Source organism: Burkholderia pyrrocinia, assembly GCF_003330765.1.
Classification (GTDB): Bacteria; Pseudomonadota; Gammaproteobacteria; order Burkholderiales; family Burkholderiaceae; genus Burkholderia; species Burkholderia pyrrocinia_B.
This window is the reverse complement of sequence record NZ_CP024903.1, coordinates 2,109,955-2,135,991: the sequence shown is the minus strand read 5'-3', so window position 1 is coordinate 2,135,991 and position 26,037 is coordinate 2,109,955. Positions and strand designations below refer to the sequence as shown.

Genomic DNA, 26,037 nt, shown 5'->3' with positions numbered 1-26,037 from the left:
GATGGCATTGCAATCGCTGGATATCAAGCGCGTCTCGGCCACCACAACGCCACCGCCCACGGTGCGCGAACCGGTGACCGGGAGCGTCGCGAAGCTGATCGACGTGTCGAAGTGCATCGGCTGCAAGGCATGCCAGACGGCGTGCATGGAGTGGAACGACCTGCGCGACGAGGTCGGCACCAACGTCGGCGTGTACGACAACCCGGCCGACCTGACCGAGCACTCGTGGACGGTGATGCGGTTCTCCGAATACGAGAACCCGGCAGGCGACCTCGAATGGCTGATCCGCAAGGACGGCTGCATGCACTGCGAGGATCCGGGCTGCCTGAAGGCGTGTCCGTCGCCGGGCGCGATCGTGCAGTACAACAACGGGATCGTCGATTTCCACGAGGAGAACTGCATCGGTTGCGGCTATTGCGTGACCGGTTGCCCGTTCAACGTTCCGCGGATCTCGAAGAAGGATCATCGCGCGTACAAGTGCACGCTCTGTTCCGATCGCGTCGCGGTCGGCCAGGAACCGGCCTGCGTGAAGACCTGCCCGACCGGCGCGATCGTGTTCGGCACCAAGGAGGACATGAAGCAGCATGCGGCCGAGCGGATCGAGGACCTGAAGGAGCGCGGCTTCGAGCATGCGGGGCTGTACGACCCGCAGGGCGTCGGCGGCACGCACGTGATGTACGTGCTGCACCATGCCGACCAACCCTCGCTGTACCACGGGCTGCCCGACAACCCGTCGATCAGCCCGATGGTGAAGCTGTGGAAGGGCATCGCGAAGCCGCTCGCGGTCGCCGGCATCGCGCTGACGGCGCTCGCCGGGTTCTTCCACTACGTCCGGGTCGGTCCGAACGAGGTGAGCGAAGAGGAAGAATCGGCCGCGCGCGACGAGGCGCGACGCATCAAGGAGGACGCGAAATGAAACACGACGACCCCAACCTGATCGTCCGCTACTCGGCGAACGAGCGCACGAACCACTGGATCACCGCGATCACGTTCGTGCTGCTCGCGCTGTCCGGGCTCGCGCTGTTCCATCCGTCGATGTTCTGGCTGACCGCGCTGTTCGGCGGCGGCCAGTGGACGCGGATCCTGCATCCGTTCGTCGGCCTCGTGATGTTCGTGTCGTTCGCGATCCTGGTGGTGCGCTTCTGGCACCACAACGCGCTCGACGCGGACGACCGGCAGTGGCTGAAGCAGATCGGCGACGTGCTGACCAACCAGGAAGACAAGCTGCCGCCCGTCGGCCGCTATAACGCCGGGCAGAAGCTGCTATTCTTTACGTTGGTGGCGTGCCTGCTGCTGCTGCTGTTGTCGGGGATCGTGATCTGGCGGCGCTACTTCTCGTTCTACTTCCCGATCGGGGTGATCCGCGCGGCGGCCGTCGTGCATGCCGTGGCGGCCTTCGTGCTGATCGCGAGCATCATCGTGCACATTTACGCGGCGTTGTGGGTGAAGGGCTCGATTGGCGCGATGGTGCGCGGCACCGTCACGCTGGGCTGGGCACGCAAGCATCACCCGAAGTGGTTCCGTGAAAGCGTGAAATAACGCACCGGAGCGGGGCGGTTCGCCGATCGCGGCGGGCCGCCCCGTCAACCGTCGGAACTGCCTGAAGCGCCGATCTGTCGGCGCTTGTTTATTTGGAAGACATATTTGTGACACAACGCATTCTCGAACCGACCGAGATCTCGGCACTCGATCATTCGGCCATTCCGCGCTTTCGCCTGCCGGAGCGCGCCACCGCGTTTTCGGCGCGCGCCGCGCGGCTGCGCAAGCTTGCCGACCTGAACCCGATCAGCGGCTACCTGCGGCTGATGGCCACCGTCGCCGACGCGCAGCACGCGACGCTGCAGACGCTGGACCTGCCGCTGCCGTCGCAGGAAGCGATCGCGCGCGCGCAGCAGCATTCGATGCCGCTCGTGCCGGCGCTCGACGGCGAGCGCGATCCGCGCTGGCGTGCCGTGCTGTACGAACTGCTCGACCGCGTCGACGGCGCCGGGCTCGTCAACCCGTCGCTCGCGAAGCTGCTCGACCGGCTGCGCCTGATGGCGCCTGCCGAACTCGACGCGCAGGCCGATGCGATCCTCGCGCTGCGCTTCGCCGAAGTCGACCCGGCCACTGCGCCGTTCCTGATGGCCGCGCTGCAGGTTGTCTGGACCGATCTCGCGAGCCGCGTCGCGCCGGCCGAAGTGCCGTATCTCGACCAGCCGGGGCTGTGCCCCGTGTGCGGCACGCATCCGGTCGCGAGCGTCGTGCGGGTCGGCGGCCAGTTCCAGGGCTACCGCTTCCTGCAGTGCGGGCTGTGCACGACCGAGTGGCACATGGTGCGCACGAAGTGCTCGCACTGCGACTCGACGAAGGGCATCGCGTATCACGGGATCGAGGGTGGCAGCGAAGCCGTCAAGGCCGAATCGTGCGACGAATGCAAGACCTATCGCAAGATCGGCTATCAGGAGAAGGATTACGAGTTCGAGCCGCTGGCGGACGATCTCGCGAGTCTCACGCTCGACCTGCTGATGAACGAGGCCGGATACCAGCGCAGTTCGCCGAACCCGCTGCTGTGGCCGGATGTCTCGCGGGAAGCGGATTGACGGCAGGGAGCCGGGGGCGGTGCGCGAGCGCCGGCTTCGGCCGGCTGCGAAGCACGTGACTGGAGCCACTACTACGTGACCGAACCGGGTGTGAATGAACTGAATGCCGTGCTGGCGCGGGTGCCGTCGGTCGAGCGCGTGCTGTCGTCGGCACCGCTGCAACCGCTGCTCGCCGACTACGGCCGCACGCGCGTGCTGAACGCCGTGCGCGCCGAGCTCGAACGCTGGCGTACCGCCGCGCAGCACGATCCGGAGGCGGCCGAACCGCTCGACGAGCCGCGTATTGCCGCGGCCGTCGCGCGCACGCTGGCCGCGCAGAGCGCAGGCGCCGTGCGCGCCGTGTTCAACCTGACCGGCACCGTGCTGCACACGAACCTCGGGCGCGCGTTGTTGCCCGACGACGCGGTGCGTGCGGTGGTCGACGCGCTCACGCGGCCCGTCAACCTCGAATTCGATCTCGCCACGGGCCGCCGCGGCGATCGCGACGACCTGATCGACGATCTGCTGTGCGAACTGACGGGCGCGGAAGCCGCGACCGTCGTCAACAACAATGCGGCGGCCGTGCTGCTGACGCTGTCGGCGCTCGCGGCGAAGCGGGAAGTCGTCGTGTCGCGCGGCGAGCTGGTCGAGATCGGCGGCGCGTTCCGGATTCCCGACATCATGAGCCGCGCAGGCGCCAAGCTGCGCGAGGTCGGCACGACCAACCGCACTCATCTGCACGACTACGCGAACGCGCTCGGCCCGCGCACGGCGCTGCTGATGAAGGTGCACTGCAGCAACTACGCGATCAGCGGCTTCACGAAGGAGGCGACGCTCGCCGAACTCGCGCCGCTCGCGCGTGAGCACGGGCTGCCGGTCGCCGTCGATCTCGGCAGCGGCACGCTCGCCGACCTGTCGCAATGGGGCCTGCCGCACGATACGACCGTGCAGGAAACTGTCGCCGCCGGCGCAAACGTTGTCACGTTCAGCGGCGACAAACTGCTCGGCGGGCCGCAGGCCGGCCTGATCGTCGGCGATCGCGCACTGGTCGCGAAGATCAAGAAACATCCGCTCAAGCGCGCGCTGCGCGTCGGCAAGCTGACGCTCGCGGCGCTCGAGCCCGTGCTGCGTCTCTACCAGGCGCCCGAATTCCTGCGTGACCGGCTCACGACGCTGCGCCTGCTGACGCGCCCGCAGCGCGAGATCGCCGAGGCCGCCGAACGCGTGCGTCCGGCGTTGCAGGCCGCGCTCGGCAGCGGTTTCGACGTGACGGTCGAGCCGGTGTTCAGCCAGATCGGCAGCGGCGCGCTGCCGGTCGACCAGTTGCCGAGCGCCGGGCTCGTCGTGCGTACAGCGGACGGCAAGCGCGGCGGCCGCGCGCTTGCGCAGCTCGAGAAACGGCTGCGCGAATGGCCGAGGCCAGTGATCGGCCGCGTTGCCGACAACGCGCTGCGGCTCGACCTGCGCTGCCTCGAAAACGCCGATGAAGCAGCGTTCGTTGCGCAATGCGCGCCGGTCGCGGGGCCCGCTGCATGATCGTCGGTACCGCGGGACACATCGACCACGGCAAGACGACGCTTGCGCGTGCGCTGACGGGCGTCGACACCGACCGGTTGAAGGAAGAGAAGGCGCGCGGCATCTCGATCGAACTCGGTTACGCGTATACGCCGCTCGACAACGGCGACGTGCTCGGCTTGATCGACGTGCCGGGCCACGAGAAACTGGTTCATACGATGGCGGCCGGCGCGTGCGGGATCGATTTCGCGCTGCTCGTGATTGCCGCCGACGACGGCGTGATGCCGCAGACGCGCGAGCATCTCGCCATCCTGCAACTGCTCGGCGTCATGCACGGCGCTGTCGCGCTGACGAAATGCGATCGCGTCGACGCCGAGCGCGTCGACCAGGTGCGCGACGAGATAGCCGCATGGCTGCACGACTCGACGCTGGCCGGTGTGTCGATCTTCGAAACCCGTGCGACGGCCGCGGACGATCCGGGCGTCGCCGCGTTGAAGCGTCACCTGGCCGACGCGGCGATCGCATGGCGTGCGCGCCGCGACGACGGGTTGTTCCGGCTCGCGGTCGATCGCGTGTTTACGCTCGCGGGGCAGGGGACCGTCGTGACGGGCACTGCGTTCGCCGGCCGGGTGAAGACCGGCGAGACGCTCGCGGTCGTGCGCACGGGCGGCGCGGCGCGTGTGCGCAGCATTCATGCGCAGAACCGGGCGGTCGATACGGGGCACGCGGGGGAACGCTGCGCGCTGAATCTGGCGGGCGTCGACAAGGCCGATATCGAGCGCGGCGACACGATCGCCGATGCGCGTCTGATCGCGACTTCGCCACGCCTCGATGTCGAGCTGACGCTGCTCGAGGACGCGGGGCTGACGCTCACGCACTGGGCGCCGCTGCACGTGCATCTCGGCACGCTGCATCGCGTCGCACACGTTGCGTTGCTCGACGGCGATACGCTCGCGGCCGGCCAGCGGATGCGCGTGCAACTGGTGTTCGACGAACCGGTGTTCGCGCTGCCGGGCGACCGGTTCATCGTCCGCAATCCGCAGGCGACGCACACGGTCGGCGGCGGCCGTGTGCTCGATCCGTTCGGGCCGGCGCGGAAGCGCCGCACGCCCGCGCGCCGCGCATGGCTCGATGCGCTTGCCGCGTGGCTCGACGAAGGGCGCCTCGACGCGCTGCTCGCGCAGGCGCCGCTCGGCATCCCGCGCGCGATGCTCACGCATCTCACCGGTTTTGCGCCGGACGCGTTGGCGCTGCCGGACGACGCACTGGCGATTGGCCAGCGCGATGGCGCGTCGAACGACGGCACGGTGATTTCGCAAGCGCACTGGCGTGCGCTGCAGACGCGGGCGATCGACACGCTGCGCACTTATCACGAGCGCATGCCCGACGAGCAGGGGCTCGACGCGGCGCGTTTGAGGCGGATGGCCGCGCCGCTCGTCGGCGATGCGCTGTGGCGTGCGCTGGTCGACACGCTGGTCGATGACGGTGAAGTCTCGCGAAGCGGGCCATGGCTGCATCTGCCGTTGCATTCGGTGAGTTTCGATGCGCGCGAGGAAGCGCTGGCGCAGCAACTGCTGCCGCTGATTCATGCAGGACGCTTCGATCCGCCATGGGTGCGCGACCTGGCCCGCGATACGGGCGCGGCCGAAGACGCGGTGCGCACGCTGCTGCGCAAGCTCGCGCGGCGCGGCGACGTGCACCAGGTCGTGCGCGACCTGTTCTATCACGCGGACGTCGCACGCGAGCTGGCGGAACTGGTCGCGCATCTCGCGCCGTCGCACGGCGGCGGGCTCGATGCTGCGACGTTTCGCGACGCGACGGGGCTCGGCCGCAAGCGCGCGATCCAGATTCTCGAGTTCTTCGATCGGGTTGGGTATACTCGCTTCCACCGCGATCTTCACTTCCTGCGGCCTGACAGCGGTTGGGTGGGTATTCAGGCGTAGGCGCTCGCTGTTCTTTTTGTTCTGTTCCCCGAGGAAGGCATTCGTATCCGGTGGTACGGCTGGGCTTCAAACCCGGTTGGGGGTGTCAGACACTCCCGGGTAGGTTCGACTCCTGCTGCCTTCCGCCCGTCAAGGCTTCCGGGCTATTCCGACCTCTTCCGCAAACTTCCGCTAGATCACTGATTTTAAAGTGATTTATGGGTAACGGCGTGCTTGCGGCTACCGTTGACGTCCCGCACAATTTCCTCACGAAGTATGGGTAGCGATGTGGGTTTGTGGGTAGGGAGGACAACATGGCTGGACGACAGTTGCATCGACTCAGTGCGCTGCGGGTCGCGAAAGAGGTGACGCCGGGGCATTACGCGGATGGCGGTGGCCTCTATATGCAGATCGCGGACAGCGGGGCGCGCTCATGGGTGTTCCGGTTCAAACTGAACGGTCGCATGCGGGAGATGGGGCTGGGTCCACTCTCGCGAGTTTCTCTAGGCGAGGCGCGGAAACTGGCCGCCGGGTACCGCGATATGGTCAGGGACCTGATCGATCCCATCCTCGCGCGGCGTGAGCAGCAGCGAAGGCAACTGCTCGACATATCGCCGGATGCCAACGTGACGTTTCGTGAAGCAACTGAAGCGTTTATCCGCACGCACGAACCCCAGTGGCGAAATCGCAAGCATGTTCAGCAGTGGGGTAACACGCTCAAAAAGTACGCGTATCCGGTGATCGGTGAGGTTCGGGTGCGCGACATCGACACCGCGATGATCGTGCGGATCCTTCAGCCGATCTGGACGAAGAAGGCGGAGACCGCGCGCCGCGTACGCGGCCGCATCAAGGCGATTCTCGACGCTGAGACGGTGTTGGGTCATCGCATCGGCAGCAACCCAGCACGATACGTTGACCATCTGCAACTTGTGTTGCCACGGTCGAAGAAACGCTCGCAGGTGAACCACCATCCTGCACTACCCTGGGAGGACTTGCCAGCGTTTATCCGCGAGCTTGAGCAACGTCCCCGGCGTGCGGCGCGTGTGTTGCATCTGCTCATCCTCACGGCGACCCGCACGAACGAGGTGCGTTTTGCGCGTCCGGAGGAGTTTGACCTCGCGGCCCGCACATGGTCAATTCCTGGTGATCGTACCAAGAGCGGCCGACCGCTTCGCGTACCGCTTTGTGACCGCGCTGTCGAGATCGTGCGCAGCGCATTGCCCAAGGCAAAATACGGTTATCTGTTCCCGGGTTGCAAGGAGGGGCGTCCGTTGTCGAACATGGCGATGCTGACGCTTCTGAGGCGTATGTCGCGACACGGAATCACCGTACACGGTTTCCGGTCGACGTTCCGCGACTGGGTTGCTGAATGTACGGACTATCCCGATTCGCTCGCAGAGGAAGCTTTGGCTCACGTCATCGCATCTCAGACAGTGGCAGCCTACAGGCGTCGCGACCAACTCGAGCGTCGGCGCCTGATGATGGCAGACTGGGGACTTTATTGCGGAAGCCAGCGTGAGAACGTTGCGACGGTTAGGGAGCCTGTGCCGCAACCAGTTGCTGCCTAGATGTCCTCCGGAAATGCGGCAAGCCTTCACCACTGTGTGCCGCTCGCGATCAGTTGCTCTGGATGCTTGACGACCAGTTCTCCACGTGATTGAGCCAGAAAAGTAGGTCGGTGTGAAGTGCGACCGATGATATCTCGAAGAGATTGTCGAGTTGATGACGTATCTTCGATGCGCATGGTATCTCGTTAAGTTCGGATATTCCTGCCGTCTTCCATGATTTGGTTTAAAAGGACTTTGCTAGAAGCCCGTTGGTCCTACTGATGGGGGCAGGTCACGTCAAATGCCGAATCGTCACTTCCGCTTTTTTGTGTTTAGTTGGCGATTGTGCCCGAATGATCGAAGCCGAATTTCAAGGGGCGGCGCGCAAAGCCAGATATTTTCTCGCGGTGGATGCGTGATTCAAAGAGAAATCATTTGCGGCTATGCATCGAGCTCGACGGACGCCGGATTGAGGGGCCAGAATTTGGTTCATCTGAGGTATCAACACGATGTCGGAAGCCGAGTCGCAGCGCATACGTGCATAGCAGGAGGTTGAAGAAGCGGGGGGCGTCTCCAATGTGGAACTGATGTTAGCGGATCGGGATCAATTGCCCTGGCACAGCTCGGTGCGTTGTCAGCGGGGGCCTCCAGCCGATAAAACTGGGGCCCTGGCGGCGACGCAGAACAATCGATCGTTAAGCCGTAGTGAATCAGTCCGCGATCAAGAAACGCTCACGTTTCTTGCCCTTGATCCACGAGGGTTCGCGGCCACGCCCGCTCCACGTCTTGCCCGTCTTTGGGTCTTGATACTTTGGTGTCGCGGGTTGACTGCCATTCCCACTACGTGCGCGCTTACGGCCAAAGATCTGTTCCGGCGTGAGGCCGTACTCTTCGACACGTGCACGAACTTCTACAAGTACAGTCTCTAGTTCGGCCTGCCTAGCTTCTTCCGCTTGCGCCAGCAGTGCTTCAGCCTTGGCTTTCAGCTCATGATATGTTGCCATTCTTCGCTCCGCGTGTTTAACAGGCTGTTGAAGTATCCCCCTCGTGACGCGACGGTAGCTTTCCAAACAGCTACTGCGCCGATTTGGGGGTGTCGATTTGATGCTGGATTTCCTTAATTCGGGCCGATTCGATGTCGTTTCCTCGCCGACTTTCGCCTCTATGCCGCTTTCGCCGCGAGCGTTCGCATGCGCGTGAGGTTGTAGGCCGCCTGCGTCAGCAAGAACAACTGCTCGACTCGCTCTCGCCCTCGACACATGACCTGCCGTATCCGGCCAATCGTCTTGCCCCAGCCAAACACCTGCTCGATACGTTTGCGCTTGCGCTGACTGATGGCGTAGCCCGCCCAGCGTGTCGTGCGCCCGTCGATGGCCGAGCCGCCCGCGCGCGCGTCGTTTTGGGCGACATGTGGGGTTACGCCATTGGCGCGACACGTCGCGACGAATCCCGCCGTGTCGTAATTCTTGTCGGCACCCACCGTAATCGGCCTCTCGGCAAGGCGCGCCGCGTCGGCAAGCATGTCGGCCGCCGCATCACGTTCGGCCGTACCGTTGGCCTGCGTCACTTGCGCGTTCACCACCAGGCCATGCCGGTTGTCCGTCAGCACGTGCCCCATATAGCAAAGCATCGCGCCGGTGTTGCGACTCTTGCGGAACAGCCTGGCCTGACTGTCACTGCTCGATTCATGCGTTTCGTTGCTGCGCTTCTCGCCGTGCCAATCCTCGCGCCGGCGAACTCCGCCCTTGGGCGGCGTATCGTCGTCGGACTTGCTCTTTCGCACGAAGCTTTTATGGCCCGCCCACGCCTGAATCAACGTGCCGTCGACGCTGAAGTGCTCGCCCGAGAGATGACCGCGTGCCTGCGCCGTCTCCACCGTCTCGTTGAACAAACCCACGATGACATCGTGCGCGAGCAGTCGGTCGCGGTTCTTGCTGAACGTCGAGTGGTCCCACACCGCATCGTCCATCGCCAATCCGACAAACCAACGAAACAGCATGTTGTAGGAGATTTGCTCCATCAGCATGCGCTCGCTGCGAATCGAATACAGCACTTGCAGCAACAACGCGCGAATCAGCTTCTCAGGCGCGATGCTCGGCCTGCCGCCTTTCGCGTCGCTCTCGTACATGCGCGCGAACACACCATCCATGCGCTTCAGAGCCTCGTTCAGCCAGAGGCGAATCGGCCGCAGCGGATGATTGGCCGGCACGAAGTCATCGAGCTTCGCCATCGTGAACATCGTCTCCGTGTAGCCGTCCGCTCCGCGCATCGTTTCGCTCTCAGTGTTGGTCGATTCCTTGTTTCAACGTTTACCCCTCCCGCTCGGATGACGCCTGCGGGAGGTACTTCAACAGCCTGCTAGTTGGAAATAACCTCAGTTATGCAAATCCATATGCGTTAGACGAAGCTACAGACGCAACTAGAGCATGGGTGGAGGATGTCGTCCATCAAGCAAGTATTACTGGATATAGATATGGAAAGGGACGTGCGGTTCATGTGCATGGGACAACGCAGGGCCTAATGCCTTCTAGGCCAGATCCCTATTCCATAGAGATCCCAGATTCATACAATCAATAATCTGTTGAGAGTGTTATGAAAAAAGTCATTTTTTTTGTTTTTTTATTGTTGCCTTTGAGTTCGTTTGCCGAGGCGTGCATTGGCGGCGGGAATGTTTATGATGATTTGTCTTGTGCGGATCGCGCCCTGGATACATCAAAAAAGGAACTTAATTCAATTTACCAAAAGATATACGCATCCACGCAATACAAGGATGAGTTTGATAAATCACAGAAGGCTTGGCTTAACTATAGAGAAAAGCAATGCAATGGGTATATTGCGGCCGAGGCATCGCAATCTCAAGGCGCTGGACCTGGTCTAATTACGAAAGATTGTCTCGTCACAATCACTAAGCAGCGAGTAGATTATTTGAAAACTCTTCTCGTGAAATAGAAATTTAATATGATGAATTTAATTCGTGTCGGGGACGATACCGACCACGGAGGCAAGGTCGAAACGGGTTCCACGTCGATGCGCTTCGATGGACGCTACGTCGCCCGCAAGGGCGACCATGTGTCGTGCCCGCAGCATCCCGAAGTTTCACCTAACGTTATCGAGGAGGGCGATTCGTCGATGACGGATGGCGGCATCCCGATCGCCCGACACGGCCATCGGGCGACGTGTGGCTGTCACCTGATTTCGAGCCTCGTCTGAACCTCGAATCGCCCCACACCGGGGGCGCTTTGACTCTCTCGCATTTTTCCGGTTAGGTCTCTCTAGACCCAGTATGCCCTTGCCTTGTGCCCCCAAAATATTCCTATTAAAAATCAATGTTTTGCTGACTGCCCACCAGATCAGTGCTGTTTCGTCCGCCGGTACCAGCGATCGGGCGCTGCATCTCTTCAATGGAGTGGCAGTGTGAACGTGGGTGTGCAGTCAGGCCCGTCGGCTGGACGAGGGTGAGGGCTGATCGACCGAACTGCCCGGAAGGATTCGCTTTGAATACAGCGAGACCGGGAAGCTGAATATGCCGCGCAGGACGATGCCTTCCAGATGCGTCGGCGCGATTCGCCGAAGCCGGCCTGACTCCATTGGTCGGCCTCGCACTGCTTCAAGGCTCTTCAGGGCGTGTTCGATGTGAGTGGTGTTCCACGCCGTGAGGATGTTCGACAGCAATGTCAGTGCCGACGAAAACTTCGCCGGAGCGACGCGCCGAACACTATCTGTGGCACACCCGGCGGGCGCGCTTGATATGTGTCAACCACGCCCTGCGATGCGGCAATACAGTCAACATCAACGCCACACGTATTGCGGTGCGTGATTCAGATCCTCACATGTGCATTGAACCTGGCCGTACGAGGCGTTGGCGATGAAACTGGGATTTTCGGTTGTTGCCTTACTGCTCACGCTGAGCGCTTGTGTCGGAGAAGAGCAGAGCAGCGCATTCAGAACGTCGGAAACGCAATTGCTTGCAACGCGCCGGACTGCGTCACTGCAGTGTGCGACGGAATCGGAATGCGACCGCGCTTGGAATCTCACACGGCACTACATCGAAGATCATTCGTCAACCCGAATCACGCGGTTCGATACGGATCTGATCGAAACAGCGCAGCCGTATCTGCCTGGAAAACTCTATCTCTGGGCATCTCGTGTTGCGTCGAGCGACGGAAGCTCGGTGATCCGGCTCAAGGTTATGTGCAAGGGCATGTACGGCAGCGATGGCGGTCCAGGTTGGCAATACCAGGCATGTGCGTCGAAAATCCTTGCAATAGAACGAGGCTTCCGATCGTACGAGAACCAGTTGTCGGTGCCGGGAACGTCGACGCCATCGGGCATGCCACTTCGATAGCGACCCGGCTCTCTAGATTCGTCAGAGACGTTTTCGGCGCAACGTAGTGCGATTGGTATTCGCACTCGCTTGTTCGTATCGTTTTGCGGGTTGCAAGCTATTCCCCTGCGCTTTCAGACCGTTGACCTTGGTCAACGCAGAATCCCCGTAAGCGCTGATGATGAAGACAAATCCGAACGCCACAAGCGCGATTGTTCATCCAGCGAGGTTCGTATGTACACGAAGATCATGGTCGCCGTAGATGGTAGTGGCTCATCGAAACAGGCGCTCGACGAAGGCGTGAAGTTGGCCAGAATGTGCGGCGCGCGTTTGTTCGCCGTTTTCGTTGTCGACAAATCCATCCTGATCACTTACGCCGGACGAATGGATCCGGACGCGTTGATCGACGAGGTCCGACGGGATGGCGTAGCGGTCTTGCGAGCAGCCGAGCGGTCGATTTCGCGCGCAGCAGTGAATGGCGATACGGAAATCGTTGAGACGGACCTCGGTCAGGATATCGCCGATCGCCTGCACCGTTATGTCGTCGATCGTTCGATAGATCTGGCCGTGATCGGCACGCACGGACGGCGCGGTGTACGGAGACTGGTGCTCGGCAGTGTCGCCGAGCGTTTTCTGCGTGGATCGAGTTGCCCGGTCCTGCTCGTACGCGGCGACGATGCCGCACATCCTGCCGTTGCGGCAGCTTAGCGTCGGCTGGCGGTGAAGTGGCAGGCCGCCGGGCGGCACGACCCAGGTGACGCCCCGCAAGCCGATGCCGGTCAGTGAGCAACCTGTGCAGGTGATCATCATGCAAATATCTTTTCCTTCCGAAAATCCCGCGTACTGCGGCCAGAATCCGGCGCTGACGTTTCCGGCGCTGGTCGAAGGCCGCCGTGTGCCTTGCGCGATCACGGCGGAAGCGCTGGAAGATCACTTCCGCGCGGCATCACCTCGAGAGCAGGATCTCGTGGTCGCTTTTTCCCGCCATCGTCCCGCCATCGAGCGCGCGGCACGCCGCCTGCTCGAGGAGGTCGGCGGTCGGCCAATACTGCTCCACAGCGGATTTTTCCGGTTCTGCACCTGACCGCCTGCTGCCATTGACGCGTATCAAGCCCGTGCCGGTGCGGGCGGGTACGCTGGATTCCGAAAGATCATTCGTCCCTTGCGCGGCAAGCAGTGTCGCGCCAATCCGGTCTTCATCACGGCTCTGCGCGGGCGGGACGAGAGCGCAGGCCGTATGTCAGCCGTTCGAGGAGTGCGAACCATGAGCAATCTCACGCATTACGATCCGTTTTTGATCGAACCAGTCTCCGACCTGTTTCAGGGGCTGTTCAGGCCACTGCGCGGCATGGCGATGACGACCGAACCCGATCTTGCGTCGATGAAGATCGACGTCACGGAAAGCGATGACGCCTATAAGGTCAACGCGGAACTGCCGGGTGTCGCAAAGGACGACATCGACGTCCAGGTGACGGGCCGGACCGTCTCGATCAATGCAAAGATCGAGCGCAACAACGAGCAGAAGGAAGGTGAGCGTGTGATCAGGCGCGAGCGCTACAGCGGAGCGATCAGTCGCTCGTTCTCGCTGTCCGGCGAGATCGACGACGCGAACGCGACGGCAACGTATCAGGATGGCGTCCTGTCGCTGACGCTGCCGAAGAAGGCGCCGGTCGGACAGAAGAAGCTGACGATCAGCTGATCGGGCGACAGGCAACGGGCGATGCAGGCGGGCACCGCCCGACGGGAGTAATCGGCGCGCGGAGCGATCCGCGCGCTGTTTCATCGAGGCGGGCGGGCCGAAGGGTTTCGCCGGATGCCCGCTCACCCATTCGATACCGCACCGTCAGCCCGGTAGCCGACGGTCTGCGCGAGGATAGGAAGCTCGTCCTCGTTCAACCGGAGCGCGTCGGCAAGTGCGCGGTGGTTGATCCAGCCGCGAACGACGGTTCCGAGACCGGCCGCCGCACAGTAGAGCGAAACGTTCTGTGCGATGGCTCCGGCCGCGATTGCCGAGAACACATCGCGTTGTGGCGGCGGTATGTCGAGTATCGCGGACGCCCGGACGACGAAGACGAGATCCAGCGGGGCGCGTCCGACGAAGTCCTGATAACCCGTCAGGTTGCGTGCATCGACCGCGTGCTTCAGCACGAGTCGATGCGCAGGCGCGTCGTAACGATAGACGCCATACGGCAGCGCGACATAGACGTCGATTTCATTGAATGCATGCGCAGACGGTGCCGTACGACCGCCGCTCGCCGGCCGGTTGACGCCGTCCGCGGCCCACAGCAGCGTGCCGAGCGTCGTGGGCGGGAGCGGCGTGGCGGCGAACTCGCGCGAACTCATCCTTGTCGAGAGTGCCGTCATCAATGGCGTGCCGCCATCGAGGCGTGGATGCGGCAAATCGATGATTGCCGGCGATTCGCCTTGTGGCGGCGCCGGCAGTGCCGGAGGCGCCGGCGAATAGGCCAACAGTTGCTGTTCCGTCATTCGAGTCTCCTTGGCGCATGGCTGCGCGTGCGTGAAAACGTCGCGCATCGACGATCTCACGATAAGGCGACCGGGTCGCGTCGGCTTGACCTCTGTCAAGCGGCGCATCCGCAAGACGTCCGTTGACCTGTATCAGCGATCCGGGCCCGCGTGTGTGCAAATCTGGCTGCATGCGGTGGATAGGCGCGCCGCGGCTCACGGGAGTGCTGGCGATGAAAACCGACAAGCAGTTGAAGAAGGACGTTCAGGATGAACTGGAGTCCGACCCGGCGATCGACTCGACACGTATCGGTGTCGAGGTAGCCGACCGGATCGTGACGCTTTCGGGCCACCCGCCAAGCTACGCGGAGAAACTGGCGATCGAGCGCGCGGCGAACCGCGTGGCCGGTGTCAAGGCGCTGGTCGTCGACATGACCGTGCACCTGGAGAACGACGACGTCCGGACCGACGAGGACATCGCCAACGCAGTGCGTTCGGTCCTGCACTGGACGGTCGGACTGCAGGACGACGCCATCAAGGTGCAGGTCGAACACGGCTGGATCACGTTGTCCGGCAAGGTCGAGTGGGCATACCAGAGCCATCTGGCCGTGCGTGCGATTTCGCAGATGCGCAGCGTGACCGGCGTGACCGACCACATCGGTGTGCAGGGTGCGGCGGACTCGGCCGACATCGGCGGAAACATCAAGCGCGCGATCATGCGTCACGCGGAGCGTGAGGCGAATCACATCGCGATCGAGGTCCGCGACGGAGCCGTGCGGCTCTCCGGCAAGGTCGGCTCGTTCTCCGAGCGCAAGGCCGTGCGCGGTGCCGCGTGGTCCGCGCGGGGCGTGCGTGCCGTCATCGACGACCTGGATGTCGAGTGAACCTGGTCAATGGCAACCGGACACGAAGTCCACGCGGATGAAGGAGGGAAGTCAGATGGCACTTTCAGGCGAGGTGCACAACGCGGACTGGTCGGTGGCGATCGAGACGATCGCCGCCGAAACGGGCGGCTATCATTGCAGGATCCATATCACGCTCGCGTCCCCGGACGGCGCATGCGAGCGGACGTTCGCGCATGACAGGGCCCATGTCTCCGAGCGTGAGGCCGCGGTCGAAGGGCTGCGAGCCGGGATGACATGGATCGAGATGAAGAAATCGAACACCTTCACGGTCTGAATCGCCGGCTGTCGCGGGCGTATCGCATCGACGATTGGCGCTTCCTCTGTCACGCGATGCGATGCGCACCGGATGTCACATGCATTCATGTGGCTAGCTTTGTTCACCGGCGCGCACATGTTCGTTTTGTCGCTGAACATGATGCGCGACGGCGTCGGTCACGGTCGGAAAGAAGCTGGCTGGTCCGAATACGTCGAACAAGCCGTAAGCGCGCAGGCGATCCTTCACAGGCCCCTTCATTTCCGCGAAATTCAGCGCGATTCCTTGCTCACTGAGTTCCTCGCGAAGTGCCACGAGCCTATCCGCGGCGCTGACATCGATATCGGTGACAGGCTCCGCCGCGACGACGATTCGATCGACCGGGCTTGCCGACCGCGCGAGCGCGGCGCGCAGATGCTCGCAGAAGATTTCGACGTTCGCATAGAAGAGCGGGGCATCCCAGCGAAACAGCACGAGCCCCGGTGTTTGCACGGCGTCCGGATGTCGCGCGATGTCGTGATAGCCGCGCACGCCCGTCAGCCGGCCAAGCACCGCATCGTACGGATGCCAGGCCCGCCAGACGAATGACAGTAGCGACAGCGCACTGGCGAGCAGGATGCCGGGTACGACACCCATGCCGATGACGCCTGCAAAACACAGCACCGAAATCAGGCATTCTCCACGGCGCATTCGGTACAGTCGGACGACGCTGCGGACGTCGGCGATGCCGAAGGCAGCGTAGATCACGACAGCGGCCAGTGCCGCGCGCGGGACGAGCGTCAGCAGCGTCGGCGCGGCAATGAGCAGTATCGCGATGCAGGCCGCCGCGACGAGATTCGTGACCTGGCTTTGCGCGCCCGCGGCAATCGCGACCGGTGTGCGCGACGCGCTGCTGCTGACCGCGCAGCCCTGCATCACGCCGGCCAGCAGATTGGCGGCACCCAATGCAACCAGTTCCTGGTTGCGGTCCGGCGTGTCGCCTGCACGAGCGGAAAGGGCGCGCGACAGCATGCTGATGTCGGCGAACGACACCAGTGCAACGGCGATCGCGCCGGACGCGAGCGCCGTCACGTCGGCGAGCGAGACCGCCGGAAGATGGGGTGCGGGCGTGCCGGCAGGCAACGCACCGACCGTCGCGATCCCGTGCAACGGTGACACGCGTGCGGCCAGGGTCGCCGCCAGCACGGCGATCAGCACGCCGGGCCACCGCGGCATCAGGCGCTTCATCACCGAGATCGCCGCGAGAGCGCCCACGCCGAGCAGACAGGCATCGGTAGAAAACCGGTGCTCGACGAGCGCTCGCACGATGTGAGGCAGGCTGGAGAACACGTCGTTGCCCGGTACAGACATGCCGAACAGCTCGGGCAGCCTGCCCACTGCGAGGGCGATGGCGATCCCGTTCAGGTAACCATACTGGATCGGGCGCGACAGCAGGTCGGTGACGAAACCGAGGCCGAGCGTACCGAGCAGGATGCAGATCGTGCCGGCCGACAGTGCCAGCGCGCCGGAAAGCGCGATGGCCCGCTGCGGATCATGGCCGGCGAGCGGTGCGATGGCCCCGGCAATCAGCGCGGCCAGTGCGGAATCCGGGCCAAGGACGAGGATCCGGCTCGGGCCGAGCACCGCATAGGCGAGCAACGCGGCGATCGATGCGTAGAGCCCAGTGACGGCGGGCAGGCCGGCCGCCTGCGCATAGCTCATGCCGACCGGCACCAGCACCGCGGAGAGCGCCAGGCCCGCATAGAGGTCGCGCGCGAGCCACGCGCGCCGGTAGTTCGCGAGCAGCGCGATTCCCGGGAGCAGTCGGGCGACGCGTTGGGAAAGGGGCCGGTTCATCACGGCTTCATCAGGGAGAAGTCCGGGCGAAAAGGATGGCTTGCTGCGGCAAGCGCGCGTTCATCGGGAGGCGGCCAGCCCCGGACGATGCACGAAATGGCGGTGCGCGCGGGGCCATCGCGTCAGGCGACGGCGCCGATGCGGTCGAAACGGACAGGGGTGCCGCGGCGCGACACCACGACGATTCGGCATCACGCCGCCTTGAGCGCCGAAAGCTGCAGCGCCTGTGCGAAACGGGCCAGCGTGGAGATCGATCCCGTCACACTTTCGTACCGCTCGCGTCCGATCTGTCCGTCGAGTATCACCAGCATGCCGGCTTCGCGGGCGAGCGCGACGAGCGCCTGCGTGTCGAGTGCGGCCGTGTCGGCCTGGCTGACGGCCCGGTTGCCCGATTCGGAACGATAGATGGCGTGTGGCATGACGTCTCTCCTGATGGCCCGCGACCGGTGTACCGTGCAGCCGGTATCCGTGATTTCAGTATCGTTGTCACGCCCGTGCGATTCAATCGGCGTGTCCTGAAGCTGCGGTAGGAATCGTGCAAATGCCGTCGGCAGATTCCTACACGACACGCGGCTTCGGTGAAGCGGTGCGACGTGCCGGCCGCTTGGCGCGACGCCGCGCATACCAGCATCCGATCGCGCGCCAGATGTCGGCAGCGGACTCGCAATAGGTGAACAGGTCGAGGTCACGGCGATCGATCATCCCTTCGTCCGCGAGAAACGCCAGGTCGACCGCACGGCGCCAGTACGCTTCGCCGACGAGTATGACCGGCAGCGGTGCGATCTTGCGCGTCTGCAACAGCGTCAGGACCTCGAACAACTCGTCGAACGTGCCGTATCCGCCGGGGAAGAATACGGCCGCTTTCGCGCGCTCGAGCAGGTGCAGCTTGCGAATCGCGAAATAGTGAAACCGGAAGCAGAGATCCGGCGTGATGTACGGATTCGGCGCCTGTTCCCGCGGTAGCTCGATATTGAAGCCGATGCTCGGCGCGCCCCGCTCGTAGGCGCCGCGGTTGGCGGCCTCCATGATGCCCGGGCCGCCGCCGGTGACGACGGCGAGCCGCGCGGCGCGTGTGCACCGGTCGGAGCGGCCGACGATGCGCCCGAATTCGCGTGCGACGCGGTAATACACGCTGTGTTCGACGAGCCGGCTCGCGACCGTGACGGCACGACGCCGGCCCGCGTCGTGCGGACGCTCGGCGAGCAGGCGGTTTGCTTCGTCCAGCCGCGCGTTCGCTTCTGCCGGAGAAACGATGCGCGTGCTGCCGTAGATCACGACGGCATGACCGATGCGTTCGTGCTGCAGGCGCTCCTCGGCTTTCCAGTAGTCGAGTTGCAGCCGGATGCCGCGCATGCCCGCGCGCTGCAGCACGGTCGCATCTTCGTCGGCAGGTGTGCAGTTCGGGCCGTTGGCGAGTCGGCGTGCGCGACGCTGGACGCGCTGGGTGCCGTCGTTGCCGATGAGCGCATCTGGCCGCGTGCGTAGCCGTTTGCCGCTCGCCTGCGCGAGCGTCGCGTCGGGTGCGGTGCGGCGGCGGGTGCTGCGTTGCGCCAGGCCGGCAGGAACGCGTTTGGCTACGGTCGACATGAGCGGAAGGGCGGCCGGGCGATCACTGGCTCAGCACCCATTGCACGAGCTGATGCGCATCGTCGGGAGGCAGCGGCCCGCCGCGATCGACGGCCGACGGCATGGGCGTATCTCCCCAGTGCGCACGGCCGCCGACGCGCAGCTTGCGCTCAAGTTCGCCGGCGGCGTTCGGAACACCGCGGTACCGTTGCGCGATCTGGTGGAATGAAGGCCCGAGGAACGGCACGTCGGACGTATGGCAGAACATGCAGTGCTGCGCGTTGACGAGTTCGGTCGGTTCGGGCACGGCCGTCTGCGCGGCAGCCATACCGGCCGTCGCGGCAATCAGGCAGAAGGCGGAGCAACGCATGACGTTCATGTTTTTTTCCTCGTCCGGATCAGAGGCGGCGTACCGCGTAACCGGGTACGATCAGGCGATCACTTCGTCGAGCGGGCGACGGGGCGAATGCGGCGTATGCGGGCCGCGCCCGACACGCAGCAGCAACTGCGGCTCGCCGCGAAGCCCTAGCATGTGGCACAGGTTGGCGCGCAACCCGGCTGTCTCGATCGGCTGATTCAGGTACGACGCCGTATAGCCCGCGCGCGTCGCGACGAGCAGGATTCGCTCCAGCGCTTGGCCCGCGGCGAGCCACGCTTCGCGATCGTCGCGCACGGTCGCGATGCAGACGATCAACGGTGATGCACCGACGAGTTGGTGATGCAGCGCGGCCAGCCCGTTGCCGAGATCGAACGTCCGTACCGCCATCGTCAAGACCGGCGCTGCGAAGTCCAGCAACGTCGGCACACCGGCCGCGAATGCCGGCATGCCGTCGACGTGCCGGCGCGGATCGATCCAGCTCGCCAGTTCGCGCCGGAAGCGCGGATCCGCAAACTGCTGGTGATCGGCTTCCGCGACCAGTTCGGCGACCCGTGCGCGATGCGCGATCGAGTCAACGCAGGCGACGTCGGCACCTTCCGCGACGCCGGCTGCGGTTAGCTCATGCTGGATCTCGTCCGGAACAGTCGTCGATTCGAAAGGCGCGCGCGTCGTGACACGGTCCGGAATCGCGTCGAACAGCGCGCCGAGGGCTGCGTCGGAGTAGCCGTCGTTGCAGACCCGGACCAGCGCAAGGAGATTCGGGTCGACTTCGGAAGGAAACGTGCTGATGGTATGAGCGAGCCGGGCGTGATTGAGCGCGACACGCAGATTGAGCAATGCCGCGCCGCAACTGATGATCAACTCGCGGTCGAACGGATCGACCACCGGTAAGGCACGCACGCGGTCTGCGCAGACCGCGATCGTGGTCCCGTTGACGAGGAACCGCCACGGCTGGGAATTGTGGCTGGATGGAGCCAGTACGGCATAGCCCAGCAGCGACCTCAAGTGATCGCCGGGATGGGTGCTTGCGGCAAGTGGGGGAACGGATATCATTCGGGGATCTCCAGGTAGCCAACCGGCGGCATGACGTCCTTTCATCGTGTCAGCAACCGTCCGGCGGCCGTTGACGCACGTCAAGCGCCTGTCAACGGGTCGTACGGATGCGGCGCATGGCGACTAGCCTTGGAAGGCGAAGCGCGCGAGGAGGCGAGCATGCTTGCGATGATGTTTGACGGCACGACACCGAATTTGCGCGAGGCGCGCATGCCGGACCCGGTGCCCGCGGCGGGCCAGTTGCTGATCGACGTGCATGCATGCGGTGTATGCCGGACCGATCTCCACGTCGTCGACGGTGATCTCGCGCATCCGAAGCTGCCGCTGATTCCGGGGCACGAAATCGTCGGAACGGTGCGCTTGCTCGGCGAAGGCGTGACGGGCTTTTCCGTCGGCGACCGGGTGGGCGTTCCATGGCTCGGATCGACGTGCGGGCATTGCGCGTATTGCGCATCCGGGCGGGAAAATCTGTGCGACAGCCCGGGATTCACCGGTTATACGATCGACGGCGGCTATGCCGAGTGCGCCGTCGCCGACCATCGGTATTGCGTGCATCTGCCGCAGCGCTATTCCGATCTGGAAGCCGCACCGCTGCTGTGTGCCGGCCTGATCGGTTATCGGACGTTGCGAATGGCCGGCAACGCTCGCCGGATTGGCATCTACGGTTTCGGCGCGGCAGCCCATCTCGTCGCCCAGGTGGCGCATCGCGAAGGACGGAAGGTGTTTGCGTTGACGAAACCCGGAGATACCGTGGCGCAGCAGCTCGCGTTGTCGCTGGGTGCGGTATGGGCTGGCGGCAGCAACGAAACGCCGCCGGAGACACTCGATGCCGCGCTCATTTTCGCGCCGGTGGGCGCACTGGTGCCGGTCGCGCTGCGCGCAGTCGACAAAGGCGGGATCGTCGTGTGCGGCGGCATTCACATGAGCGACATCCCGACCTTTCCCTACGCGTGGCTTTGGGGCGAGCGTCGCATCGCGTCGGTGGCCAACCTGACGCGTGCGGATGCGGTCGAATTCATGCGGATCGCCGATGCCATGCCGCTGCAGGTCGAGGCAGTGCGCTACGCGCTGACCGATGCGAACCGCGCACTCGACGACTTGCGCATGGGGCGTGTGTCGGGTGCCGCCGTGCTGAGCATGCGGGGCTGATCCACTCGACGCGCCCGCAGTGAGGTCAGATCCGCCCGAGGCTTTCCGAATCGACGATGCGAATCTGCTTGCCTTGCGCCGCGACGAGCCCCTTGTGCTGGAACTTCGACAGCATGCGGCTGACCGTTTCGAGCTTCATCCCGAGATAGTCGCCAATCTCGTCGCGCGTCATCCGCAGCACGAATTCCGCGGCCGAGTAGCCCCGTGCCTTGAAGCGCGTGGAAAGATTCAGCAGGAACGCAGCCACGCGCTGCTCGGCGGTCATCGTGCCGAGCAGCAGCATCAGCGCGGATTCGCGGACGATTTCGCCGCTCATCATCTGGTACACGTGATGTTGCATCGGCCGCACTTCGCGGCACATCTGCTCGAGCTGGCCGAACGGAATGATGCAGACGGTGCTGTCCTCGAGCGCGATCGCATCGCCGTTGTGGTGCCCGGTGTGCACGCCGTCGAGCCCGAGCGATTCGCCGACGATCTGGAAGCCGGTGATCTGCTCGTCGCCGTCGCGGTGCATCACGATGGTCTTGAACGACCCGGTTCTTACCGCATAGATGCTGTTGAACGCGTCGCCCGCGCGGAAAAGCGTCTCACCGCGTTTGACGTGGCGCGTCGTGCAGATCATTGCGTCGACGCGTGCGAAATCATCTGGTGAAAGGTCGGATGGCATGCAGACGGTACGCAATGCGCACGTCGAACAGCGGGATGTGGCGCGCTTCGGCTGGTCCGCCCGGTTGACGGAATGCAACGGGATGAACGGGCGTAACGGCATGGTCGTCGAGACATCGGCATTGCTTTGCATGATCGGCTCCAGTTGGGGGCAGCGGCGAGCTCCCGTGGGGCGGGGTCGCGCTGGCCGTTGTTCCGGCGGCTTTGGTCTCTGCCGCCTTCCTGATGGGAGCGCCACACCGGGCAGGCCGGGAGACCGGTACGCCAGTCTCGACGATGATGCTGCCTTTGCTCCGGGAGGCACGCGTGATTGCTTTTCTTGATCAGGAGTATGGATGTTGCGCGACGTCAAGAAAATCAGCAGGCATTGAAGATGTGGTAGGAGACGTGGAAGTGCTGTAGGGCATTTCCTACAGGGGTGAGGCATCTTGTCGCGATCGTCATTGCAGGGGGCGAGCGCATATCGCGGCGACGAGAGCCGTCAGCTTGCGGTCAGCAACGCAGTGGCAATGGGCGGAGATCCCATTGACCTGACTCAATGCCTGTGGCGACGCCAGGCACTATGTTCAGTAACACGCGACACCGCGTAGAGGCATCGGACGCCGGTACTGCGGGCGCGTGTCGCGGAATCGATTCCGACCTCTGGAGGAAACCGAAAATGGACGAAGAGCGTGTCATCGTCGATGTGATCCAGGTCGAGCGGTTTCGCTTCCGCGTCGAATTTCCGGACACGGCCGCACCGGCTCTTCTCACCGACGAACTCCAGCCGCTCGGTGACGGACGCGCGCCGAATCCGGTCCGGTTACTGGGAGCAGCAGTCGCGAACAGTCTTGCCGCCAGTCTTGTGTATTCGTTGCAGAAGTATCGCGACGATCCACACCCTGTTACCGCGCACATCGACATCGAACTGATCCGCAATGCGGCGGACCGGTTGCGGGTCGGAAGCATGGCGGTCGAACTGCAGGCCGGAAAGAAATGGGGGGAACTGGCGCATGCCGCTCGCGCGCTCGCACAGTTCGAGGAGTTTTGTACCGTGACGGAGAGCGTTCGTCACGGCATTACGGTGACGGTGAACGTCACGGATATCGATGGCCAGCAGCTTGGCGCTGCCCGGTCCGCACGCGCAGTTGCAAGCCGCTAACGCGGCCGGGGAAGAGTGCTCGCCGGAGAACACCAACTAACAGCCTTGGCGCCATCAGATTTCGTCCGGGTCGTCGAACAGCTTGTGGCGCATCGCATAGCGCACGAGCGCCGTGTCGTTCGGCATCTGCATCTTCTCGAGGATCCGCGTCTTGTACGTGCTGACGGTCTTGACGCTGACGCAAAGCGCCTGCGCGATTTCCGAAATCGACTGGCCGGTAGTGACGCGCCGAAATACGTCGAACTCGCGATCCGACAGGCGCTGGTGCGGCAGGAGATCGGTCGGCTCGTTGAGACTCTGCGCGAATTGCTCGGCCATGGTCAGGCTGACATAGACGCCGCCGGCCGCGATCTTGGTCAGTGCCGCGACCAGCTCGGCGCTGGCGCTCTCCTTGGTCATGTAGCCGGACGCACCCGCACGGAACGCGCGTACCGCGTATTGCTGCTCGGCATGCATCGTCAGCACGAGGATATGCAATGCCGGTTTCTCGTCCTTGATCTGCTTGATGAGTTCGACGCCGTTCCGGCCGGGCATCGACAGGTCGAGCACCAGCACGTTCGCGGCCGTGTCACGCACGAGCGCGATCGTGGAAGCACTGTCGCGCGCTTCGCCCGCGACCTCGAAACCGCTTGCGCTCTGCAGGATGTGCCGCAGGCCGTCCCTGACGAGTGCGTGGTCGTCGGCGATGAGTACCCTGATCATGACAGCACATCTCCTTGCTGGATGGCGTGCAGTGGCAGCGCCACCGTGATCGTGAATCCCGCGCCCGGCCGGTTGTCGATCGTCACCGAGCCGTCAAGCATATGCGCGCGCTCACGGATGCCGATCAGGCCGAACGAAGGGCGATCGTGCACGTCTTGGTCGCTCTCCGGCACGCCGTGACCATTGTCCGCGATGCGTAGCGTGCAGTAGCCGTCTTCCATTTTCAATGCGAGCTTCACGTGCGTCGCATCGGCATGCCGCGCGACGTTGGTCAGCGCTTCCTGCACGATGCGGAACAGCGTGGTGGCCCCGGCGCTGGTGAATGCGCTATCGATGGGGGCGATGTCCCGGTCGACCGTGATCCTGTAGCGATGCGTGAAATCGTTTGCAAGCCATTCGATCGCCGGGATGAGACCGAGGTCGTCGAGCATCACCGGCCGCAGATCGGCGGCAATGCGCCGAACCGACGCAACGGTCGAATCGATCAGGCGATGCAAGCCGCCCAATTGCTCGCGCACGCCGGTGTTGGGGGCGACAACGCCCGCCAGCCCCAGCTCCACGGCGGAGAGATCCATCTTGAGCGCGGTGAGTTGCTGTCCGAGGTCGTCATGCAACTCGCGTGCAATCCGCGTTTTCTCTTCCTCGCGCACGTTCTGCAGATTGGCGGACAGGTCGCGCAGTTCCTCGCGCGACTGCTTGAGGGCATTTTCCGCTCGCACCCGCTCGGTGACGTCGCGCAACATGACCGTGTACAGCTTGTCGGTGCCGTCGCGAATCTGCGATATCGACGCCTCGATCGGAAACTCCGTGCCATCGCTACGCAAGCCGAACAGCACGCGTTGTCGCCCCATCTGGCGCTCCGACACACCCGTCACACCGAATTTCTCGACGTGGCTGGCATGCGCGGCGCGGAAGCGCTCGGGGATGAAGCGGGAGAGCGGCGCACCGATCGCCTCCATCGCCGAGACGCCGAACACGCGTTCGGCGGCCGGGTTGAAGATCACAATCGTCTGACTTTCGTCGATGGTAATGATGGCCTCCATCGATGACCGGATGATGCCCATCATCCTGGCCTCGGTGGGTTGGCTGTCGCCGGCGGGCGTAGCGGGGAGCGTTCGCTTCGCGGCGACCTGCTGCACAAGCGCGGCAAGTATCAGCGATAACGCGATACCGGCCAGCAGCACGGCCATCGCGGCCCCGAACATGTCGGTGCGCGGCGCGCTGTAGCGCAGCGAGAGCGGCGTGCCGCCGAACATCAGCGAATCGGTTCGCCTCAGTGCATCGTGGGCGCCAGTGGCGTCGTCGGCGCCGAAGCCGCCGGAATACACGGGCGCAGCCGGATTGTCGGCCGCGATTTCCATGCGCAGCCGATCGAGCACGGACGGATCGACGAGGCGCTCCGGATCGAGTGCGGCGTAGACGTACCCGGTCACGATCGCATGCCGTGGCCCGGAGGACATCCCGTCTTCAGAGTTCGCATAAATCGGCAAATACAGCGTCAGCTCCGTGCGGGCGATCGTCGTATCGGTGCTGTCCTGGATCGCATTCGCGGCCAGCGCGACCTTGCCGGTCTCGGCCGCCCGCTGCAGTGCCCGTCGGGTCGCCTGATCGTCGTCGGCGGCGCTCGGCTCGATTCTCCCGAGACCGCGGACTGGCGACTGCAAGCCGTCCAGATTGAGACTGGCGACATAACGGCGCCACGCGTCGCCGGATTGCGGCGCTGCCAGCGCCGAAGCGAAGCTGCGCGCGCCGCGCAACACGGCAGCGGCGCCGAGGAGGCTGCGCCGGAGGTCGGCGGTCGCAAGCGTCGCAGTTTGCTCGAACCGTGCCTGGGCGGCCTCCTGCATCCGGTTCTGTAGCAGTCGGCTGGCGACGAACGATGCTGCCAGGCCAAGCGCCAGCGTCAGCAGCGCCGCCACGGCTGCGTATCGCGCGGGCCGGATCCGGGGCGGAGCTGGTCCGGCCTTGAAGGAGGGTGTATTGACTGTCATTGCCAATCATCCTGACGGATTTCGCCGGCGGCCGGCTTGCGGCGAGCCGGACGCGAGGCAC

At 64.0% G+C, this 26,037-nt stretch carries 27 protein-coding genes, 1 tRNA gene and 1 pseudogene; 17 read left to right on the top strand and 12 right to left on the bottom strand.

Going from position 1 to position 26,037, the window contains the following annotated elements; translation table 11 throughout:
- The first annotated feature begins 1 nt into the window (after position 1).
- From fdxH to CUJ89_RS27245, 7 genes are all read left to right on the top strand, one after another.
- The gene (gene fdxH, locus CUJ89_RS27275; RefSeq protein WP_114180437.1) at positions 2 to 916 is read left to right on the top strand and encodes a formate dehydrogenase subunit beta; all 915 of its coding nucleotides are present in this window, start codon (positions 2 to 4) and stop codon (positions 914 to 916) included.
- Positions 913 to 1,539, top strand: a complete 627-nt coding sequence (locus CUJ89_RS27270) for a formate dehydrogenase subunit gamma (protein WP_059599523.1) — start codon at positions 913 to 915, stop codon at positions 1,537 to 1,539. Before fdxH ends, CUJ89_RS27270 begins: the two co-directional genes overlap by 4 nt.
- Before the next feature lie 107 nt (positions 1,540 to 1,646).
- Entirely contained in the window at positions 1,647 to 2,582 is a 936-nt protein-coding gene (gene fdhE / locus CUJ89_RS27265) for a formate dehydrogenase accessory protein FdhE (RefSeq protein WP_201752337.1), read from the top strand.
- A 75-nt stretch (positions 2,583 to 2,657) separates the two neighbouring features.
- Positions 2,658 to 4,097, top strand: coding sequence for an L-seryl-tRNA(Sec) selenium transferase (gene selA / locus CUJ89_RS27260; RefSeq protein WP_114180435.1), 1,440 nt, complete (start codon positions 2,658 to 2,660; stop codon positions 4,095 to 4,097).
- Positions 4,094 to 6,019: a selenocysteine-specific translation elongation factor gene (gene selB / locus CUJ89_RS27255; protein ID WP_114181589.1), complete on the top strand. Its 1,926-nt coding sequence runs from the start codon at positions 4,094 to 4,096 to the stop codon at positions 6,017 to 6,019. The genes selA and selB overlap by 4 nt, the downstream gene beginning before the upstream one ends.
- Positions 6,020 to 6,051: 32 nt before the next feature.
- A tRNA-Sec gene (locus CUJ89_RS27250) sits at positions 6,052 to 6,144 on the top strand.
- Between the two features lie 168 nt (positions 6,145 to 6,312).
- Positions 6,313 to 7,566 (top strand): tyrosine-type recombinase/integrase, encoded by a 1,254-nt coding sequence (locus CUJ89_RS27245; protein WP_114180434.1) that lies wholly within the window; start codon positions 6,313 to 6,315, stop codon positions 7,564 to 7,566.
- Positions 7,567 to 8,255: 689 nt separating this feature from the next.
- Here CUJ89_RS27245 and CUJ89_RS27240 read toward each other — a convergent pair.
- Entirely contained in the window at positions 8,256 to 8,549 is a 294-nt protein-coding gene (locus tag CUJ89_RS27240) for an H-NS family nucleoid-associated regulatory protein (RefSeq protein ID WP_114180433.1), read from the bottom strand.
- A 158-nt stretch (positions 8,550 to 8,707) separates the two neighbouring features.
- Positions 8,708 to 9,814, bottom strand: a complete 1,107-nt coding sequence (locus tag CUJ89_RS27235; protein WP_114180432.1) for an IS5 family transposase — start codon at positions 9,812 to 9,814, stop codon at positions 8,708 to 8,710.
- A gap of 323 nt (positions 9,815 to 10,137) precedes the next feature.
- On the opposite strand from CUJ89_RS27235, the gene CUJ89_RS27225 reads away from it, so the two are divergent.
- Complete coding sequence (locus CUJ89_RS27225; protein WP_114180431.1) at positions 10,138 to 10,494, top strand: lysozyme inhibitor LprI family protein; 357 nt, start codon at positions 10,138 to 10,140, stop codon at positions 10,492 to 10,494.
- Between the two features lie 9 nt (positions 10,495 to 10,503).
- Complete coding sequence (locus CUJ89_RS27220; RefSeq protein ID WP_114180430.1) at positions 10,504 to 10,755, top strand: PAAR domain-containing protein; 252 nt, start codon at positions 10,504 to 10,506, stop codon at positions 10,753 to 10,755.
- A 222-nt stretch (positions 10,756 to 10,977) separates the two neighbouring features.
- Here the strand turns inward: CUJ89_RS27220 and CUJ89_RS27215 are convergent.
- Positions 10,978 to 11,298, bottom strand: a pseudogene (locus CUJ89_RS27215) (Tn3 family transposase); the annotation flags it as partial.
- 112 nt (positions 11,299 to 11,410) lie between these two features.
- Here CUJ89_RS27215 and CUJ89_RS27210 point away from each other — a divergent pair.
- The 4 genes from CUJ89_RS27210 to CUJ89_RS27195 all read left to right on the top strand — a co-directional run bounded on the left by CUJ89_RS27210 (position 11,411) and on the right by CUJ89_RS27195 (position 13,568).
- Positions 11,411 to 11,890: a hypothetical protein gene (locus CUJ89_RS27210; RefSeq protein ID WP_114180428.1), complete on the top strand. Its 480-nt coding sequence runs from the start codon at positions 11,411 to 11,413 to the stop codon at positions 11,888 to 11,890.
- Between the two features lie 213 nt (positions 11,891 to 12,103).
- Complete coding sequence (locus CUJ89_RS27205) at positions 12,104 to 12,577, top strand: universal stress protein (RefSeq protein WP_114180427.1); 474 nt, start codon at positions 12,104 to 12,106, stop codon at positions 12,575 to 12,577.
- A gap of 100 nt (positions 12,578 to 12,677) precedes the next feature.
- Complete coding sequence (locus CUJ89_RS27200) at positions 12,678 to 12,953, top strand: DUF1488 domain-containing protein (protein WP_114181588.1); 276 nt, start codon at positions 12,678 to 12,680, stop codon at positions 12,951 to 12,953.
- Positions 12,954 to 13,133: 180 nt separating this feature from the next.
- Positions 13,134 to 13,568, top strand: a complete 435-nt coding sequence (locus CUJ89_RS27195) for an Hsp20/alpha crystallin family protein (protein ID WP_114180426.1) — start codon at positions 13,134 to 13,136, stop codon at positions 13,566 to 13,568.
- A 122-nt stretch (positions 13,569 to 13,690) separates the two neighbouring features.
- Here the strand turns inward: CUJ89_RS27195 and CUJ89_RS27190 are convergent, their stop codons facing one another.
- A complete protein-coding gene (locus CUJ89_RS27190) occupies positions 13,691 to 14,356 on the bottom strand; it encodes a nitroreductase family protein (protein WP_114180425.1) in 666 nt (221 codons plus the stop codon).
- Positions 14,357 to 14,568: 212 nt separating this feature from the next.
- Between CUJ89_RS27190 and CUJ89_RS27185 the strand changes: the two genes are divergently transcribed.
- The gene (locus tag CUJ89_RS27185) at positions 14,569 to 15,219 is read left to right on the top strand and encodes a BON domain-containing protein (RefSeq protein ID WP_114181587.1); all 651 of its coding nucleotides are present in this window, start codon (positions 14,569 to 14,571) and stop codon (positions 15,217 to 15,219) included.
- Positions 15,220 to 15,274: 55 nt separating this feature from the next.
- Positions 15,275 to 15,514 (top strand): hypothetical protein, encoded by a 240-nt coding sequence (locus CUJ89_RS27180; RefSeq protein WP_114181586.1) that lies wholly within the window; start codon positions 15,275 to 15,277, stop codon positions 15,512 to 15,514.
- A 93-nt stretch (positions 15,515 to 15,607) separates the two neighbouring features.
- On the opposite strand, the gene CUJ89_RS27175 is transcribed toward CUJ89_RS27180, so the two are convergent.
- The 5 genes from CUJ89_RS27175 to CUJ89_RS27155 all read right to left on the bottom strand — a co-directional run bounded on the left by CUJ89_RS27175 (position 15,608) and on the right by CUJ89_RS27155 (position 20,327).
- Positions 15,608 to 17,329 (bottom strand): SulP family inorganic anion transporter, encoded by a 1,722-nt coding sequence (locus CUJ89_RS27175; RefSeq protein ID WP_114180424.1) that lies wholly within the window; start codon positions 17,327 to 17,329, stop codon positions 15,608 to 15,610.
- 191 nt (positions 17,330 to 17,520) lie between these two features.
- Positions 17,521 to 17,748 (bottom strand): hypothetical protein, encoded by a 228-nt coding sequence (locus CUJ89_RS27170; protein ID WP_114180423.1) that lies wholly within the window; start codon positions 17,746 to 17,748, stop codon positions 17,521 to 17,523.
- A 139-nt stretch (positions 17,749 to 17,887) separates the two neighbouring features.
- Positions 17,888 to 18,916 (bottom strand): LOG family protein, encoded by a 1,029-nt coding sequence (locus CUJ89_RS27165; RefSeq protein ID WP_114180422.1) that lies wholly within the window; start codon positions 18,914 to 18,916, stop codon positions 17,888 to 17,890.
- A 22-nt stretch (positions 18,917 to 18,938) separates the two neighbouring features.
- The gene (locus tag CUJ89_RS27160) at positions 18,939 to 19,274 is read right to left on the bottom strand and encodes a c-type cytochrome (protein WP_114180421.1); all 336 of its coding nucleotides are present in this window, start codon (positions 19,272 to 19,274) and stop codon (positions 18,939 to 18,941) included.
- 51 nt (positions 19,275 to 19,325) lie between these two features.
- Complete coding sequence (locus CUJ89_RS27155; RefSeq protein ID WP_114180420.1) at positions 19,326 to 20,327, bottom strand: Acg family FMN-binding oxidoreductase; 1,002 nt, start codon at positions 20,325 to 20,327, stop codon at positions 19,326 to 19,328.
- A 159-nt stretch (positions 20,328 to 20,486) separates the two neighbouring features.
- Here CUJ89_RS27155 and CUJ89_RS27150 point away from each other — a divergent pair, with 159 nt between their 5' ends.
- Positions 20,487 to 21,476, top strand: a complete 990-nt coding sequence (locus CUJ89_RS27150; RefSeq protein ID WP_114181585.1) for a zinc-dependent alcohol dehydrogenase family protein — start codon at positions 20,487 to 20,489, stop codon at positions 21,474 to 21,476.
- Positions 21,477 to 21,501: 25 nt separating this feature from the next.
- On the opposite strand, the gene fnr is transcribed toward CUJ89_RS27150, so the two are convergent.
- Positions 21,502 to 22,275: a fumarate/nitrate reduction transcriptional regulator Fnr gene (fnr, locus tag CUJ89_RS27145; RefSeq protein WP_114180419.1), complete on the bottom strand. Its 774-nt coding sequence runs from the start codon at positions 22,273 to 22,275 to the stop codon at positions 21,502 to 21,504.
- Between the two features lie 525 nt (positions 22,276 to 22,800).
- Here fnr and CUJ89_RS27140 point away from each other — a divergent pair.
- Complete coding sequence (locus CUJ89_RS27140) at positions 22,801 to 23,283, top strand: OsmC family protein (RefSeq protein WP_114180418.1); 483 nt, start codon at positions 22,801 to 22,803, stop codon at positions 23,281 to 23,283.
- Positions 23,284 to 23,337: 54 nt separating this feature from the next.
- Here the strand turns inward: CUJ89_RS27140 and CUJ89_RS27135 are convergent, their stop codons facing one another.
- Together CUJ89_RS27135 and CUJ89_RS27130 are read right to left on the bottom strand one after the other, a co-directional pair.
- Positions 23,338 to 23,985 carry a response regulator transcription factor gene (locus tag CUJ89_RS27135; RefSeq protein WP_114180417.1) on the bottom strand — a complete coding sequence of 216 codons (648 nt, stop codon included), beginning with the start codon at positions 23,983 to 23,985 and terminating at the stop codon, positions 23,338 to 23,340.
- The gene (locus CUJ89_RS27130) at positions 23,982 to 25,976 is read right to left on the bottom strand and encodes a PAS domain S-box protein (protein WP_114180416.1); all 1,995 of its coding nucleotides are present in this window, start codon (positions 25,974 to 25,976) and stop codon (positions 23,982 to 23,984) included. The genes CUJ89_RS27135 and CUJ89_RS27130 overlap by 4 nt, the downstream gene beginning before the upstream one ends.
- Positions 25,977 to 26,037 lie beyond the last annotated feature (61 nt).

Coding starts and splice junctions, on each gene's coding strand:
- CUJ89_RS27205 (WP_114180427.1), top strand. CDS start 12,104: ATGTACACGAAGATCATGGTCGCCGTAGATGGTAGTGGCTCATCGAAA.
- CUJ89_RS27200 (WP_114181588.1), top strand. CDS start 12,678: ATGCAAATATCTTTTCCTTCCGAAAATCCCGCGTACTGCGGCCAGAAT.
- CUJ89_RS27180 (WP_114181586.1), top strand. CDS start 15,275: ATGGCACTTTCAGGCGAGGTGCACAACGCGGACTGGTCGGTGGCGATC.
- CUJ89_RS27130 (WP_114180416.1), bottom strand. CDS start 25,976: ATGACAGTCAATACACCCTCCTTCAAGGCCGGACCAGCTCCGCCCCGG.
- CUJ89_RS27140 (WP_114180418.1), top strand. CDS start 22,801: ATGGACGAAGAGCGTGTCATCGTCGATGTGATCCAGGTCGAGCGGTTT.
- CUJ89_RS27165 (WP_114180422.1), bottom strand. CDS start 18,916: ATGTCGACCGTAGCCAAACGCGTTCCTGCCGGCCTGGCGCAACGCAGC.
- CUJ89_RS27210 (WP_114180428.1), top strand. CDS start 11,411: ATGAAACTGGGATTTTCGGTTGTTGCCTTACTGCTCACGCTGAGCGCT.
- CUJ89_RS27235 (WP_114180432.1), bottom strand. CDS start 9,814: ATGCGCGGAGCGGACGGCTACACGGAGACGATGTTCACGATGGCGAAG.
- CUJ89_RS27225 (WP_114180431.1), top strand. CDS start 10,138: ATGAAAAAAGTCATTTTTTTTGTTTTTTTATTGTTGCCTTTGAGTTCG.
- CUJ89_RS27175 (WP_114180424.1), bottom strand. CDS start 17,329: ATGAACCGGCCCCTTTCCCAACGCGTCGCCCGACTGCTCCCGGGAATC.
- CUJ89_RS27135 (WP_114180417.1), bottom strand. CDS start 23,985: ATGATCAGGGTACTCATCGCCGACGACCACGCACTCGTCAGGGACGGC.
- CUJ89_RS27190 (WP_114180425.1), bottom strand. CDS start 14,356: ATGACGGAACAGCAACTGTTGGCCTATTCGCCGGCGCCTCCGGCACTG.
- CUJ89_RS27170 (WP_114180423.1), bottom strand. CDS start 17,748: ATGCCACACGCCATCTATCGTTCCGAATCGGGCAACCGGGCCGTCAGC.
- CUJ89_RS27195 (WP_114180426.1), top strand. CDS start 13,134: ATGAGCAATCTCACGCATTACGATCCGTTTTTGATCGAACCAGTCTCC.
- CUJ89_RS27240 (WP_114180433.1), bottom strand. CDS start 8,549: ATGGCAACATATCATGAGCTGAAAGCCAAGGCTGAAGCACTGCTGGCG.
- fdxH (WP_114180437.1), top strand. CDS start 2: ATGGCATTGCAATCGCTGGATATCAAGCGCGTCTCGGCCACCACAACG.
- CUJ89_RS27245 (WP_114180434.1), top strand. CDS start 6,313: ATGGCTGGACGACAGTTGCATCGACTCAGTGCGCTGCGGGTCGCGAAA.
- CUJ89_RS27160 (WP_114180421.1), bottom strand. CDS start 19,274: ATGAACGTCATGCGTTGCTCCGCCTTCTGCCTGATTGCCGCGACGGCC.
- fnr (WP_114180419.1), bottom strand. CDS start 22,275: ATGCAAAGCAATGCCGATGTCTCGACGACCATGCCGTTACGCCCGTTC.
- CUJ89_RS27155 (WP_114180420.1), bottom strand. CDS start 20,327: ATGATATCCGTTCCCCCACTTGCCGCAAGCACCCATCCCGGCGATCAC.
- CUJ89_RS27270 (WP_059599523.1), top strand. CDS start 913: ATGAAACACGACGACCCCAACCTGATCGTCCGCTACTCGGCGAACGAG.
- CUJ89_RS27220 (WP_114180430.1), top strand. CDS start 10,504: ATGATGAATTTAATTCGTGTCGGGGACGATACCGACCACGGAGGCAAG.
- CUJ89_RS27185 (WP_114181587.1), top strand. CDS start 14,569: ATGAAAACCGACAAGCAGTTGAAGAAGGACGTTCAGGATGAACTGGAG.
- selB (WP_114181589.1), top strand. CDS start 4,094: ATGATCGTCGGTACCGCGGGACACATCGACCACGGCAAGACGACGCTT.
- CUJ89_RS27150 (WP_114181585.1), top strand. CDS start 20,487: ATGCTTGCGATGATGTTTGACGGCACGACACCGAATTTGCGCGAGGCG.